The 15,752-nt window shown below is 64.9% G+C and carries 12 protein-coding genes; 8 read left to right on the plus strand and 4 right to left on the minus strand.

The genetic code is table 11. The annotated features are described in order from the left end of the window. From KMAL_RS05425 to KMAL_RS05450, 6 genes are all read left to right on the plus strand, one after another. The coding region (locus KMAL_RS05425) for an MFS transporter (RefSeq protein ID WP_146044158.1) at positions 1-635 on the plus strand (635 nt) is incomplete at its 5' end. 34 nt (positions 636-669) lie between these two features. Then, on the plus strand, positions 670-1,620 hold the full coding sequence (locus KMAL_RS05430) for a LysR family transcriptional regulator (RefSeq protein ID WP_110094739.1): 951 nt from the start codon (positions 670-672) through the stop codon (positions 1,618-1,620). Between the two features lie 66 nt (positions 1,621-1,686). After that, positions 1,687-3,339, plus strand: coding sequence for an MFS transporter (locus KMAL_RS05435; protein ID WP_110094740.1), 1,653 nt, complete (start codon positions 1,687-1,689; stop codon positions 3,337-3,339). A gap of 18 nt (positions 3,340-3,357) precedes the next feature. Then, positions 3,358-4,434, plus strand: coding sequence for an HlyD family secretion protein (locus tag KMAL_RS05440; RefSeq protein WP_110094741.1), 1,077 nt, complete (start codon positions 3,358-3,360; stop codon positions 4,432-4,434). Between the two features lie 23 nt (positions 4,435-4,457). Further along, positions 4,458-6,011, plus strand: coding sequence for an efflux transporter outer membrane subunit (locus KMAL_RS05445; protein ID WP_110094803.1), 1,554 nt, complete (start codon positions 4,458-4,460; stop codon positions 6,009-6,011). Continuing rightward, positions 6,008-6,739, plus strand: a complete 732-nt coding sequence (locus tag KMAL_RS05450; protein WP_110094742.1) for a pirin family protein — start codon at positions 6,008-6,010, stop codon at positions 6,737-6,739. Before KMAL_RS05445 ends, KMAL_RS05450 begins: the two co-directional genes overlap by 4 nt. 109 nt (positions 6,740-6,848) lie before the next feature. Here KMAL_RS05450 and KMAL_RS05455 read toward each other — a convergent pair whose 3' ends face one another. From KMAL_RS05455 to KMAL_RS05465, 3 genes are all read right to left on the minus strand, one after another. Then, positions 6,849-7,763, minus strand: coding sequence for a DMT family transporter (locus KMAL_RS05455; protein WP_110094743.1), 915 nt, complete (start codon positions 7,761-7,763; stop codon positions 6,849-6,851). A gap of 235 nt (positions 7,764-7,998) precedes the next feature. Continuing rightward, positions 7,999-10,179, minus strand: coding sequence for a PQQ-dependent dehydrogenase, methanol/ethanol family (locus tag KMAL_RS05460; protein ID WP_110094744.1), 2,181 nt, complete (start codon positions 10,177-10,179; stop codon positions 7,999-8,001). Between the two features lie 93 nt (positions 10,180-10,272). Further along, positions 10,273-11,772, minus strand: a complete 1,500-nt coding sequence (locus KMAL_RS05465; protein WP_110094745.1) for an aldehyde dehydrogenase family protein — start codon at positions 11,770-11,772, stop codon at positions 10,273-10,275. Positions 11,773-12,080: 308 nt separating this feature from the next. Between KMAL_RS05465 and KMAL_RS05470 the strand changes: the two genes are divergently transcribed. After that, entirely contained in the window at positions 12,081-13,034 is a 954-nt protein-coding gene (locus tag KMAL_RS05470) for a helix-turn-helix domain-containing protein (RefSeq protein ID WP_167400095.1), read from the plus strand. A gap of 82 nt (positions 13,035-13,116) precedes the next feature. On the opposite strand, the gene KMAL_RS05475 is transcribed toward KMAL_RS05470, so the two are convergent. Beyond that, positions 13,117-14,076, minus strand: a complete 960-nt coding sequence (locus KMAL_RS05475) for a helix-turn-helix domain-containing protein (protein ID WP_110094747.1) — start codon at positions 14,074-14,076, stop codon at positions 13,117-13,119. 89 nt (positions 14,077-14,165) lie between these two features. Between KMAL_RS05475 and KMAL_RS05480 the strand changes: the two genes are divergently transcribed. Then, complete coding sequence (locus KMAL_RS05480; protein WP_110094748.1) at positions 14,166-15,749, plus strand: 4-hydroxyphenylacetate 3-hydroxylase family protein; 1,584 nt, start codon at positions 14,166-14,168, stop codon at positions 15,747-15,749. Positions 15,750-15,752: the final 3 nt, after the last annotated feature.

Genomic DNA, 15,752 nt, shown 5'->3' on the forward strand with positions numbered 1-15,752 from the left:
GGGCAGCGCAGGGGGCGGGCCTGTGGCCTGTCATCCGGGGCAATCTCGCGCTGTGCGTGTTCGCCGTGACGCTGATGGCGGCCTTCAATTTCATGAGCCACGGGTCACAGGACCTGTATCCCAAGGTCTTCCTCGGGCTTGAACGCAAACTGCCCCATCCCACCATCACGCTGATTGTCGTGCTGTACAATATCGCCGCCATTGTCGGCGGGATGTTCTTTGGCATCCTGTCGCAACGGATCGGCCGGCAGTACAGCATCGCCCTTGCCGCCGTGCTGACGCTGCCGCTGCTGGCGCTGTGGACGCTGCCGCAATCTGCGGCGTGGCTGACGGTGGGGGCGGTGTGCATACAGTTCTGCATCCAGGGCGCATGGGGGGTCGTGCCCGCCTATCTCAGTGAACTTTCGCCGCCTTCGGTGCGCGCGACGTTCCCCGGCCTTGCCTATCAGTGCGGGAACCTGATTGCGGCAAGCAACGCGCTGCTGCAGACGGGCATTGCCTCCTTCCTTGGCACGGGGTTGGCGCCCGCGCTGATGCTTACGGTGGGGGGCGGCGCACTGGTGGTGCTGGTCTTGACCCTGCTCAACGCGCGGCGGCATCGTGCGGGCATGCAGGATGCGTCATGCCCGCCATGACGCGGGTGGCCTGCGGTTTTGCGGAAGGGATTGCATGCACCATCGTGACCTGAACCTGCTCGTGGCGCTCGACGTGCTGCTTGAGGAAGGCAGCGTGGCCGCCGCCGCGCGCCGCATGAACCTCAGTCCCCCCGCCATGAGCCGCACCCTGTCACGGATCCGCGCGGCGTTCGATGACCCGATCTTCGTGCAGGCCGGGCGCCGCATGACGCCGACGCCACGCGCGCTGGAACTGCAGCAGCAGGTCCATGCCGTCGTGGCGCAGGCGACGGGGCTGTTTCGCAATGATGCGCACCTCGACCTGTCACGCATCAGCCCGGTCTTTACCATACAGGCCGACGACCTGTTCCTTGGCGCGCTGGGGGCCGCCCTGCTGGAACGGCTGCGCAGCGAATGTCCCGGCGCCACCCTGCGCTTCATTTCCCATGACCGTCATGATGATGTCAGCCTCAGCCTGCGTGAACGCCATGCCGATCTGTTCATCGGCGCGCCCCTGCCGTTCAAGCCCGAAATCCGCACCCAGAGCCTGTTTACCACCGGCTTTCGCGGTTTCGCGCGCAAGGCGCATCCCATCTTCCGACAGCCCGTGACGCTGGAACGCTTCGTGCAGTTCGACCAGATCAGCATCTCACGACAGGACCGCTATAGCGGCGCGATTGACGAAATGCTGGCGGCGCGGGGGCTTGCGCGCCGGATTGTCCTGATCGTGCCGACATTTTTCACGATGATCGAGACATTGCGCGGCTATGACCTGATCATGCTGATGCCCGACATCGTGATCGAGACCCTGCCCCATCGCGAAATCGGGCTGCGTGCGTTCGAACTGCCGTTTCCCACCGCCCCGCTGACGGGACTGCAGGCGTGGCACCCGCGCAATGACAAGGACGCGCTGCATCGCTGGCTGCGCCGCAAGGTGCGTGAACTGTGCGTGGAAATGAAGAACAAGCATCCCGCGTTGAGTGCGCCAGACGCACTCAACGAGTGAGGCAATTGCAATTTATTTATCGAAACGACCCCCATAGATTGACCCCGCGATCAATGCGAGGTCTCCATGTCATCCACCATAGCCGCGGGATCGCCCGGGGAACTGCCGGGTGGCGCGCCGGTCGTGCATGCGCCGCCGCCCCTGCCGTCGTACATCCCGCCCTTTGGCCTGCGCACGGTCATTGGCTGCCTTGGCATGCTGCTGGCGGTGCATGTCGCGGGGTTCAATGAACATGTAACCGAAATCGGCCTGTCGGACATCCGCGGCGCGATGCATATCGGCCACGATGAAGGCACGTGGGTGATCTCCATCTACGAGGCCTTCAACATCGCGGCGATGGCGTTCACGCCGTGGTTCTACATGTCCTTCTCCATCTACCGCTTTTCGATTTTCATGACCGCGACGATGGCGCTTCTGTCCATTCCCGCGCCGTTCATGCCCGACGTGACGTCGCTGTGCATCCTGCGCGCGGCGCAGGGCCTGACGGGCGGGTGTCTGCCGCCGGTGCTGATGACGGTCATGCTGAAATACCTGCCGCCACAGATCCGGGTGTTCGGCATTGCCGGATACGCCATGAGTGCGACCTTCGGCCCCAACCTTGGCGTTCCGCTGGAGGCCTTCTGGTTCGAGGACGTGGGCTGGCGGTGGCTGTACTGGGAAATCGTGCCCATGGCGGCGGTGGCGGTTGCGATGATGGCCTATGGCCTGCCGCGCGATCCCATGCATCTGGAGCGGTTCGAGAAGTTCAACTGGTTCGGCCTGCTGGTGGGCCTTCCCGCGATCTGCGCGCTGGTGACCGTGCTGTACCAGGGCGACCGTCTGGACTGGTTCCGCTCCCCGGTGATTACCAACCTGACCTTCTGGGGCGGGGCGGCCTTTGTCGTCTTCGTGGTGAACGAGGCATTCCATCCCAGCCCCTATTTCAAGATTCAGTACTGGAAAAGCCGCAATATCCAGGCATCGCTCCTGTCGCTGATCGGGATACTGGCGATCTGCGCGCTGATGACGGATGTGCCGGTGACCTATCTGGAGGCGGTGCGCGGCTATCGCCCGGTGCAGGCCGCGCCGATCTCTCTGGTCGTGGCCCTGCCGCAACTGCTCATGCTGCCGCTGATCGCCGCGATCTGCAACAGCCGCAAGGTGGACTGCCGCTATATCCTTTCGGCGGGGATGCTGTGCCTTGCACTGGCAAGCTGGCTGGGCACGTGGCTGACGGTGGACTGGGTGCGCGACAATTTCTATCCCATCCAGATCCTGCAGGTCTTTGGGCAGCCGATGACCGTCATCCCCACGCTGATGCTTGCGACGATGGCGCTGGGGCCTGCGGACGGGCCGTTCATTTCCGGCATGGTCAACATGCTCAAGGGGCTGGCGAACGCGGTGGCCTTCGCCCTGTTCTCCGCGCTGTCGCGGCGGCGCGAACAGTACCACTCCACCATGCTGCTCGACCATCACGGCACCCATGCCACCGCGCTGGCGGGGCAGGGGAACGCGATTGCAGGGCAGCTTTCGGCAACCTCGCCCGATGCAGGCCACGTGGCGGCCAACACGCTGCAGGTCTTCCACACCTACGTGCATGAGCAGGCGCTCGTGCTGGCGCTGGTGGACATCTATTTCCTGCTGGTCTGGGCGTGCCTTGGCTATGCGGTGATGAACCTGCTCCTGCCGCATCGCGTCTATCCCCCCCGCGCCCCATCCCCTTCTCAGCGTGCTGGCTAGGCACGACAGGAACAGGTCATGATCTACAGGAAACCCCTCCTCATTTCCGGTGCGACGGCCATTGTGCTGGCGTGTGGCGCGTATGTGGGCGCGCGCCTCGTCAACGGCAACGGCGTTGATGAATACACCAACGATGCCTATGTCACCGCCGATTTCACGACCGTGGCGCCCAAGGTGTCGGGCCGTATCGACCGCGTGGTGGCGCAGGACAACGAACATGTCCGCCCCGGCGAGGAACTGGCCCATATCGAGGATGACGATTACCGCGCGGCGCTGGAGGTCGCGCGGGGCAATGTCGCGGCGTCGGAAGGGGAGGTCGCGAACCTGACCGCCGAACTCGCACGCCAGCAGGCGGTCATCGCGGGCGCGCGCGCCGCAGTAAAGGCGGACCAGGCGGCGCTGGTGTTCGCGCGGCAGAACGCGGCGCGGTACCGCAACCTGTCGGTGGGCGGCGCCGGCACGGTGGAGCAGCGCCAGTCGTCCGATGCGCGGCAGAGCGAGGCGGAGGCCACGGTCGCGCGCGACCAGGCGGCCGTGGATGCGGCGGTGGAGCAGGTGTCCGTCCTGCAGGCGCAGTTGCAGCGCGCGCAGGGCAACCTGCTGCGTGCAAGGGGCGAGGAACATCAGGCCACGCTGAACCTGTCCTACTGCACCATCCCCGCCCCGGTGGAGGGCGTGGTGGGCGAACGTGGCGTGCGCGTGGGGGCGTATGTCCATCCCGGCACGGGGCTGCTGGCGGTGGTGCCGACGCAGGCGGCCTATGTGCTGGCCAATTTCCAGGAAACCCAACTGACGCATGTGCAGACGGGGCAGGCGGCGGTCATCTGGGTCGATACCTTCCCCGGGCATCCGCTGAAGGCCCATGTCGACAGCCTTGCCCCCGCCACGGGCGTCGCCTTCGCCCCGATCCAGCCCGACAATGCCACCGGCAACTTCACCAAGGTGGTGCAGCGTATTCCCGTCAAACTGGTCTTTGACCCCGGACAGCCCCTCGCGGCGAAGGTGCGTGTCGGCATGTCGGTGGAGGCGCGGATCAACACCGCCTCCATCCCCGATGGGGCCCATGCGCATGACGAGCGGTACATATGGCAGTAAACCCCATGACCCCCTTCCGCACGATGTGCGCGCGCCTGTCGGGCGGCGTGGTCCTGCTGGCGCTGGCAGGCTGCGCGGTCGGGCCGAATTACCATAAGTCGCGCAACATCGCCCCGCATGACTGGCACCAGAGCATGGCGCCCGCGGACAGCACGGTGGTACAGACCGGCATGGATGCGCAGTGGTGGTCGATCTTCCACGACCCCACCCTGAGCGCGCTGGAGGCGGAGGTCGTGCGCGCCAACCTCGACCTGCGCGCCGCCGCCTACCGCTTTGCGCAGAGCATGGCCGAGCGCCGGATCGCCAGCGCGGCGCAGTTCCCCCATGCGGAGGCCAATGCGTCCTATGCCCGCGAACGCGCCAGCACGAACGGCGTGCTTGGCCTGCTTGGCACGATGGAGCAGCAGAACGCGGGCAGTGTCGCCAGCGGGACGCAGGGGTTCGGCCCCACCGCCTTTCCCGGCAGCGTGGGCAACCCGTCGTTCAACCTGCCGCAATATGGCATGAATGCCTCGTGGGAGGTGGATTTCTGGGGCCATGTCCGCCGGCAGGTGGAGGCCGCGACCGCCGCCATGCACGCGACCGAGGACATGCGCCGCGACGTTCTGGTGTCGCTGATGGCGGAAACGGCTCAGGATTACATCGACCTGCGCGGCGTGCAGGCGCAGATCGACATTGTCGAACATAATATCGACATCGCGAAGCACAGCGTGGACCTGACGACCCAGCGCTATACCCAGGGGGCGGCGACGCGGCTGGACGTGGCGGATTCCACAGGGCAGCTGCACACGTTCGAATCACGCCTGCCAGTGTTGAAAAGTCAGGAAGTCCATCTGGTGAACGCGCTCAGCTTCCTTGTCGCGCGCGAACCCGGCGCGCTGACGGCGATGCTGGGCAAGCCCGCCGCCATCCCGCCGGTGCCCGATTCGGTGCCCGTGGGCCTGCCGTCGCAGCTTGCCGATCGCAGGCCCGATATCCGCATGGCCGAGGAACGGCTGCATGCCGCCACCGCCAATATCGGCGTGGCCGTGGCGGACTTCTTCCCCCGCGTCACCCTGTCGGGCAGCCTTGACGTGCAGGCGCTGCAGTTCAGCGGGCTGGGGTCGTGGGCGTCGCGGCAGTATGGATTCGGCCCCACCGCGACCTTCCCGATTTTCGAGGGCGGGCGCCTGACCGGGCAGTTGCGCCTGCGCAAGGCGCAGCAGAAGGAGGCCGCCGTCATGCTGCAACGGACCATCCTGAAGGCGTGGCAGGAAATCGACGATGCAATGGCCGATTTTGCCGCAGCCCAGGGGCAGCGCGACCGTCTGGCCGAAGCTGTGGCGGAAAACCAGATCGCGGTCGATACGGCGCAGGCGCAGTATGTGCAGGGGGCTTCGGACTTCCTCAACGTGCTGACGATGCAGAACGCGCTGCTGGCGACGCAGAGCGAACTGGTGCAGGCGACGACGCGGGTCTCCACCTCGGTCGCGCGGCTCTATCGTGCGCTGGGCGGCGGGTGGGAGACGACCTATCCCCTGCCACCGGCAAAACATGCCCATGCGTCACAGGCCGACAGGGGAGGGAAGGGACGATGATCGGGATACGCAGGGCGGCGACCTTCGGGTGCCTTACTGATGCCGGGGTGACGTTGCGCTGTCACTTCGCGTTCCGCACCTGCGCGGACGCGGGACGGGTGCATTGGGGGCGGCTGCGTGTCGTCAATGTCGCGACCATGGGGGCGGGCGCAACCTTTGCGCTGGGGGCGGAGGAAAATACCGAAATCCTGACATGGACGGGCGCACAGGCATTGCATTTCACCGGCCCCGGCTTCACGCCCGCCACCCTGCCGCCGGGCAGCCTGCAGGCGCTGGGCACCGGGGATGGGGTCGGCGGCCTGGCATGGCGCGCGGGCGCGCAGGGGGGTGATTTCATCCAGTTCTGGTTCCTGCCCGATAATGAAGGCGGCAGCCCGGAGGCGGAAGTGCGCGAGGCCTGCCCCGCGCAGGAAGATGGCGGGTTCCGTATCCTCGCTTCCGGCTTCCCAGAGGACGACCCGGAGGAGGAGGCCGACATCACCGATGGCGCGCCGCTGACCATTAGGGCGAGTTCACGGCTGCTCGACGCCACGCTGCGCGCCGGGGAAGGCGCGGCCTATGCCACCGTGCCGGGACGTGCGCTGTATCTGCTGGTGGTGTCGGGGAGCGTGATGGTTGACGGGCAGGTGCTGGATGCGGGGGATGCGGCGGCGATTGACGGGTGCACCAGCGTGGAGGTGACGGCGTGCGAGGCGGCCTATGTCATGTTGGCGGATGTGGGGGCCTGAAGCTTTTTGGAAAAAGCTTCACCAAAAACTTTTGGAAATTTCCTGATCGTTTTGCATGATTCCTGAAACAGATAAGAGTTTTTTGGTTCTTTTTTGCAAAAAAGAACGTCTACCCTTCCCCGTCATTCACGACCCTGCGCCCACGCGGCCGCCATTCCCCCACGACCACCCCGGCAATGATGAACACCGCGCCCAGCAGCGCAAGCGGCGGCAGCCGTTCACCCGCGATACGCCCGAGGATCCCGGCCCAGACTGGCTCCCCCGCGTAAATGACCGTGGCGCGCGTGGGGGAAATCGCCTTCTGCGCCCAGTTCATCGTCAACTGGATCAGGGCGCTGGCAATGCCCAGTCCCCCGCCACAGACCAGCCATATCCATGAGAAATGCGGCAGCGCCTCCCCGCCCAGCGGCATCGTGGCGAACGCCAGCACCCCGGCCGCCAGCAACTGCACCACCGTGACGCGCCTGCTGTCCACCTGTGTGGCGAAACGGCTGATCAGGATGATCTCGCTTGCGATCGCGACCGTTCCCAGCAGGGTCGCGGCCTCCCCCCTGCTGAATGTCCCGGCCCCCGCGTCCGGTCCCGCCAGGAGCAGCAACCCGGCAAAGGCGAGGCTGATGCCGATCCAGTTCATCAGGTGCGGCATGCGGCGCAGCACGACCCATTGCAGCAGCGGCACCATGGGCACGTACATCGCGGTGATGAAGGCGGACTGGCTGCTGGTGATGGTCTGCAGGCCATAGGTCTGCAGGCTGTAGCCCATGAAGATGCTGATGCCGATGGCAATGCCCGCGCCAAGTTCGCGCAGGGTCAGCGCACGCATGGCTTTGTGGAACACAAGCAGGCTTGCCCCCCCGGCGGCAAGGAAACGGACCGCGACGAAAAACAGCGGGCCGCATGACTGCATCGCAAGGTGGACGATCAGGAACGTCGTCCCCCAGATCATGGTCACGCCAACCAGCGCGGCTTCCTGCCGGGAAAGCGCGAACGGGGCGGGGCGGAGGGTCGGGGTCACATGCTGCATGCGCCGTCTATACACATGCAGACGTGCCGCGCCCACCCATCGTGACGGTTTTGTGGGACCGTACGGGATGAACATTTTATGAATCATCGCTGATGCGGGCAGGATGTTTCGAAACCGAAAATAAACCGGCGCCCACGCGCCGACGGCAGACATCCAGACGTTTCTGGTGAGGCTTTTTCCAAAAATCTTCAGGGAACAGCGCCTTTTTGGAGACAATGGCGGTATCTGGAAACTTTTAATCCCTGTCTCCCCCTTCCGGCACGCCTGCGGCATTGTCGCGGATATGTATTTCATGGGCATAGGTGTCGTTGGCGCGTTTTATCAGGAACTGCCGGATCTGCTCGGCCTGCCCGTCATCCAGCACACTTGCGAAACTGCCCATGCCATAGGCCGTCAATGCCCCGTGCAGGACGACATTGCGAAATCCCTCTGCCGTGCGGATCGCCCCGGACCAGCGCAGGTCCGGCAGCACGCCACCCGATTCCGCATTGTCGCCATGGCAGGCGATGCAGAAATCCTGGTAATGGACATACCCGGCCTCTGCCTGCTGCGCGTCATAATCGACAGGGGGCGCGACCGGCAGGAACCCTTTCTGCCCCGATGGTGGCAGCGAGGCCTCGCCGTCGAGCGCGAAGGCGAGGATGCGTGAATGGTTGACGGTCCATCCCCCCGTGCGCGCCATGCCCCCCACCAGCAGCGGGTAGATCCCGCCCCATCCGACCTCCACCGCGATGAACTGCCGCCCGCCCGCCATATAGGTCACGGGCGGGGCGATGATGCCGCTTTGTGCGTTGAAGCGGAACAGGTCGCGCCCGTCCGTCGCGTCATAGGCATGGAATTCCCCGTTCGCCAGTCCCTGGAACACAAGGTCGCCCCCGGTGGCAAGCAGGCCGCCATTCCACGGCCCCCGGTGATCGACGCGAAAGCGGGCTTTCTGCGCCACGGGGTCCCATGCCAGCAGCCAGCCCTGCAGGGCCTTTGCCGCTTCCGCACGGGCGGCGGGATCGTCGGGCGCGCTGCCTGCCGCCATTTCCGCCCCAAGGTTCAGGCCCACGGGATGCAGCGTGACCCGGGCCGGGGTCTTGTACAGCGCCGGGATCTGCTGTGCCGGGATATAGACCAGGCCCGTGCGCGGACTGTAGGCCATGGGCTGCCAGTTATGCGCGCCCAGTGCGCCGGGGATGCCCACCCATGGCCTGTCGGTCAGGGACCACATCGCCTCCGGCCGGATGCGCGGGCGTCCGCTCACCGGGTCCAGCCCATCGGCCCAGTTCTGGAAAACATAAGGCGTGCCCGACAGGAATTCGCCGCTGCGGGCATCCAGGACATAGAAAAAACCGTTCTTGGGGGCATGGACGATCACATGGCGCATCCGCCCGCCCACCGGCAGGTCGAGCGTCATGATGTGCTGGCTGGCGGTAAAGTCCCACTGGTCCTGTGGCGTTTCCTGGAAATGCCAGACATATTCTCCCGTTTGCGGGCGCAGGGCCACGATGCTGCCAAGGAACAGGTTGTCGCCCACCCCGCCGGAGCGGAAGCGGTAGTTCCATGGCGATCCGTTCCCCACCCCGATATAGAGCAGGTCCGTCACCGGGTCATAGACGATGGCATCCCATACCGTCCCGCCGCCGCCCGAACGGGTCCAGCCACCATCGGGCTGCCATGTCGGCCATGCAATGCGTGACAGCGCACCGTCGGACGCGGCATGGTCGGGCCGGTTGGCGGGCGCGGGCACGGTATAGAACCGCCATTTCAGCGCCCCCGTGCGCGCATCGAAGCCGGAGACAAAGCCGCGCGCGCCGAATTCGGCCCCGCCATTGCCGATGACGACCACGCCATGGGCGATGCGTGGCGCGCCATCGACGGTGTAGGAACGGATATCGCCCAGCGTGGCATCGGCGGGGATGGTGCTGGTTGTCCATACGGGCCGCCCGTCGCGCGCATCGAGCGCGATCAGGCGGCCATCGAATGTCCCGACATAGACCTTCCCCTCCCAGTACGCAGCGCCCCGGTTGACCGTATCGCAGCATCCACGCAGGGCGATGTCACCCGGCGTGCGCGGGTCATATTCCCACAGCACCCGCCCCGTTGCGGCATCAAGCGCCTTGACCCTGCTCCAGTTCGTGGTGGCGTACATGATGCCGTTGACGACAAGGGGCGTGCCTTCCTGCCCCCGGTTGGAATCAAGGTCCAGATACCATGCCAGCTTCAGCCGCCCTACCGTCTGCCGGTCGACGTGCGACAGGGGGCTGTAGCGCTGTTCGGAGGATGTGCGCCCATGGGCGGGCCAGTCGCCGGGCGGTTCCGCCTGCATGGCGGGGGGCGTGTCCGCGCGCAGGGCGGATGCAGGCAGCGCCCCCAGCAGGCACAGCAGTGCCATCAGGCGGAGGGCCGGGGAAGGGATGCGCAGCGTCATGGGACGTTCCTGGCCGTGTGGGACCACGGCTTCTGGTTGTTCTGGTGCCGTGCGTTCGCGGCGGTGGTGATGACGTGTGGGGTGTCGCGCGGTTCAGTGGCGGATGCAGATGGATTTTTCCTCGGTATAGGCATGCAGCCAGTCCACGCCGAAATCGCGGCCCATGCCCGACATCTTCATCCCGCCAAAGGGCATGTTCGGGTCGATGCCGACATGGCTGTTGACCCAGACCGTGCCCGCGCGCAACCGCTGCGGCAGCGCCATCGCCGCCTTCAGGTCGCGGGTCCAGACACTGGCCGCCAGTCCCATTTCGGTGTCATTGGCGGCCGCCAGTGCCTCCTCTGCATCCCGGACGCGGGTCAGGGAGACGACGGGGCCGAACACTTCCTCGCGCGTCAGGCGCAGGCCGGGCGCGGGGTCCATGATGATTGTGGGGCGGACGTAATATCCTTCTTGCGGCACGCCCGGACCCTGAAGGACATTCGCCCCCCGGCCGATCGCGTCGTGCAGGTATCCCTCCACCCGGTCGCGATGCGTGGCGGAGGCAAGGGGCGTGACCTGTGACGCAGGCTCCATGCCGGGACCGACGCTCAGGCTGCCAAGTGCGTCGTGCAGGCCGGCGGCAAGCCGGTCGAAGACCGGACCTTCGGCGTAGATGCGCGCGCAGGCGGCGCAGACCTGCCCCTGGTTGAGGAAGGCCGCCCCCATCAGGCCCGCGACCGTATCCGCCACGTCCGCGTCGCGCAGGACGATGGCCGGGTTCTTGCCGCCCAGTTCCAGCGTCACGCGTGTCAGCCGGTCGGCCGCCACCCGCGCGACATGCTGCCCCGTGGGGATGGAGCCGGTGAAGCTGATCTTCGCCACCAGCGGGTGGCGGATCAGGGCGTCCCCCGCCACGCGGCCCGATCCCGTCACGACGTTGAACACACCCGGCGGCACACCCGCGTCGATCGCCAGTTCCGCCAGGCGCAGCAGCGTCAGCGGCGTCGTTTCCGCCGGTTTCACCACGATCGAACAGCCCGCCGCCAGTGCGGGTGCGATCTTCCAGATCGCGATCATCAGCGGGAAATTCCACGGCACGATTCCCGCCACAACGCCGACGGGTTCGCGCCGGGTAAAGGCGCTCCACGACGCGCCGGGCGGCATGGGGATGGAGACGTCAAGCGTGCGGCCCGTCAGCTTGGTGGCCAGCCCGGCGGCATAGCGCAGCCACGCCGCGCCCCCGCCCACTTCCGCCGCGCGTGACAGCATGATGGACTTGCCCTGTTCCAGCGTTTCCAGCTGGGCGAGCTCCTCGGCATGGGAATCCACCAGTTCGGCAAGGCGCAGCAGGACGCGTTCGCGCGTAACCGGTGGCAGCCCGCGCCAGCGCCCGTCGACAAAGGCCGCATGGGCGCGCTTGACCGCATGGTCCACATCCCGTGCCGAGGCATCGGCCACCGTCGCGATCACCTGGCCGGTGGCGGGGTCATGCACCTCCATCCGTCCCTCCTCTCCGGAGGAGATGGGACGGCCATCTATGAAGATCGCATGCCTGCGGGCCAGGAACGTGCTGACTGATGGCAGGAGGGTGGGGGCGGCAGGCTGGGTCATGGCCGGATCCTGTGATGTTGCTGGTGTGACATGTGTTTTTCATGTCCGTTCTTGTGTATCCGCGCGGTATCGCACATGTGCGCGCGCGCCGATGTCAATCATGAAGGCATGGCGGTCGGGGCATATGTCGCGAAAATGCGCACATTCCATATATTCCCGGCAATTTTTTGCATTGCACCATAAGGGCGTCCTTGACCCAGCGTGCCATCAGCGTCGCGCATTGATGGCGCCCTGACGATTGTTTGATGACAAAGAGTCCCGTCCCATGCGTCATATTGTGCAAATCGAAGGTTTCCCCGCATGATGGAGTGACAGGCGCGGTGCAGGCATTGGGCGCGCAGGCGGTATTCGCGGGGCGTTTCGCGACATTGTTTCCCGCAGTCGGCCGCCATGTGGCCGCCGGGGCCGGGGGATGGCATGAAATCAGCGCCGTGCAGGCCGATGGATGCCGTTTCGTCTGCCTGTCCGACGTTGCGCGCACCATCCGTGGCGCGGGACAGGGTGATGTGCTGAAGATGATCCTGATGGACCATGGGACCGATCATTTCACGCAGGACGGGTTCCGTGCGACGCTTGATCCCCGCCACCTGCTGCTTTACCGGCCGGAACGTCCTTTCGTCTTCACCTCGGCCGCGCGGTGCGGCAGCATGATCTTCCAGGCCCCGATCGACCTGCTGCCGTCCTGCCTGCGCGCCGCATGCGACCGGCCGCGCGTGCTGGGGGATGATGATGCGCTGGCCGCGCTGGTCATGGACATGATGCGACGTGTCGCGCGCATGCAGCGTATGGCGTGTGACAGCAGGGCGGAGGGGGCGCGTGCCGTGCGACTGGACGCATTGCGCGATGCGATGGGAAACCTGATCGGGACGTTGCCCGACCTGTCCGTAACCGGCGGGCAGCAGGTGGTATCGCACGGGTCCGTCCTGCATCGGGCGGAGGCGTTCATTCTCCGGCACTTGTCGGATCCCGCGCTGGACGTGGGGCGGATCGTCGCGGCCCTTGGCTGTTCGCGCCGGGGCCTGTACCGCGCCTTTGCCCGGCGTGGCGAAACACCGGAACGCCATATCCTGCGTTGCCGTCTGGAGTGTTGCCATCATGCGCTGCGCCATCCGGAATTCGCGCATATGACGCTCGAAAGGATCGCCAGCCTGCACGGATTTTCGTCCGCCGCACATTTTTCACGCAGTTTCCGCATGCGCTATGGCCGGACCCCGAGTGAGGTGAGGGCGGAGAGTATTTCAAGAAAACAGGTTGATAAATAATAAAAGTTTTTGGGTGCCGACTTTTTTAAAAAGGCGGTGTTCTTTGAAGCTTTTTGAAAAAAGCTTCATCAAAAACTTTTATTCATGATGTTTCCTGAATCGTCATGCGCTCCTGTGCATCAGGCGCGATGCGGCCCGGTTCCTGATAGGGCGCGCCATCGCCATGGCCGCGCATGTGTTCGATCTGGCTTTTGCGCCACCGGCCGGGCGACACCCCGGTATAGCGGCGGAAAAAGCGGGAGAAATAGGCCGGGTCCTGTGTCCCGACCTCGATTGCGATATCCTCGATGGACCTGACGGTAAACAGCAGCAGCCGCTTGCTTTCAAGCAGGCGGCGCTCATGGACCATGTGCATGACCGACAGGCCGAATGCCTGCCGCGCCGCACGGCCCAGCAGGTAGGGTGTGCTGCCAAGTTCGGTGGCATAGCGTTCAATGGACCATTCCTCGCGGAAATGGCGGTTGATCGTCGTGCGCAGCCGCCGTGCAAGGACCGTGCGCGCGTCCTGCGGCGCACGTTGCGTATCATCGGCCAGCCGCCATGCCCGTTCCAGCAGCGTCGCGGCCAGGCCGGAAATGGCGGGACTGGCGGCAGTTGGCGCATCGTTATAGCATTGCTGCATGATTTCCATCAGCGCGCCAAGCCGCTGCCACTCCGGTCGGGCGGCAGTGCCTTCCACCATCAGGGGCGTATCCAGCGGGCGGTGGATCAGTGTGGAAATGGCGCTCAGTGCCCCATCGGCAATCGACAGCACGATCGCGTCCGACTGCGTGCAGACATTGAAGCCGTGGACGACATGGCTGGGCATGAACGTGATCGCGGGGGCGGCAAAGCGCAGGGCGCGGTCCTCCATGTAATAGGTGCCGCCGCCCGTGGTCCAGAATGTCAACTGTCCCATCTGCTGGTGCTTGTGCGGTGCGACATTCCCGTTGTGCATGTTGCGGCGCGCCATCACGGTCTCGACATGGACGAACCCGATATCGACCAGCCTGTCGGGAAGTCCGTAAACAAAAAAGCTTGGTATGGGATCAGGTGTTTTCATTTTTGGAAAAGTCCATTTTTTTTCCTGTTCCGTCCATGGCACATGCGGGCGTGTCAACATAAGAATTGCGGAAAAACGGGAGGAAAAGAATGACGACCCCCATTTCCGCCAAGGCGGCCACCACCAGTACCGCCATCCCCGCGTCCCGCACCGCACAGGCGCCGGTCCTGCCCTTTACCGGGGCGGAGTATCTTGAATCCCTGCGTGACGGGCGCAGCGTCTTCATCAATGGCGAACGCGTGACGGACGTGACCACGCACCCGGCGATGCGCAATTCGGTCCGTTCACTGGCGCGACTGTATGATGCATTGCATGACCCGGCGAAAAAGGAAGTCCTGACCTCCCCAACGGATACGGGATCAGGTGGGTTCACCCACAAATATTTCCGTGTCGCCCACAGCGTCGATGACCTTGTGGCGCAGCAGGGCGCCATCGCCGAATGGGCGCGCATGTCCTATGGCTGGATGGGGCGCACGGCCGATTACAAGGCGGCGCTGATGAATACGCTTGGCGCCAATGCCGACTGGTACGGGCCATTCCGTGACAATGCGCTGGCGTGGCACAGGCGCGCGCAGGAACGTGTCCTGTTCATGAATCACGCCATCGTGAACCCGCCGATCGACCGCCACAAGGAAGCGCAGGACATCAAGGATGTCTTTGTGCATATCACGAAGGAAACGGACGCGGGCATCTACGTCTCCGGGGCGAAGGTGGTGGCGACGTCATCCGCGCTGACGCATTGCAACTTCCTTGCCCAAGGGTCGGCGGCGGTGACCAGCGACCCGTCCATGTCGGTCATGTTCATCGTTCCCATGAACGCGCCGGGCATCAAGATGATCTGCCGTGTTTCGTACGAGGAAACGGCCAACCGCGTGGGGCAGCCGTTCGATTACCCGCTTTCGTCGCGCTTTGACGAAAATGACGCGATCCTTGTGCTCGACAACGTGTTTGTGCCGTGGGAGGACGTGCTCGTCCTGCGCGATGCGAAGAAGATCATGTCCTTCCACCCGGCATCGGGCTTCATGCATGGCTACTGTTTCCAGGGCTGCACGCGTTTCGCGGTGAAGCTCGACTTCCTTGCGGGCGCACTGGCCAAGGCGCTGCGCTGCACGGGGGGGGATGCGTTTCGTGGCAACCAGGCGGCATTGGGCGAAGTCATTGCATTTCGCCATATGTTCTGGGCTTTTTCCAACGCCATGGCGCGCAATCCCGTCGAATGGGTGAATGGTGCGGTCCTGCCCAACCTGGAGGCCGCGCTGTCCTATCGCGCCTTCATGTCGGAGGCCTATCCCCGCGTGATCGACCTGATCCGCCGCACGGTGGCGTCGGGTCTGATCTACCTGCCATCCTCGGCCAGGGATTTCGATAACCCGGAGATTGACAGATACCTGTCGCAATATGTCCGTGGGTCGAACGACATCGGCCATGTGGAGCGCATCAAGCTGATGAAGCTGCTGTGGGATGCAACCGGCACGGAATTCGGCGGGCGGCATGCGCTGTATGAACTCAACTACGCCGGCGCGCCGGAGGAAGTCCGCCTGCAGATCCTCAAGGGGGCCGAACGCAACGGCATCCTGCGCGACATGGAGGCGCTGGTGGATTGCTGCATGGGCGATTATGACGAAAAAGGCTGGACCGGCGACACGTGGCTGCCGCCCATCGGCTGTGCATGAGGT

Source organism: Novacetimonas maltaceti (genome assembly GCF_002906255.1).
Taxonomy (GTDB): domain Bacteria; phylum Pseudomonadota; class Alphaproteobacteria; order Acetobacterales; family Acetobacteraceae; genus Novacetimonas; species Novacetimonas maltaceti.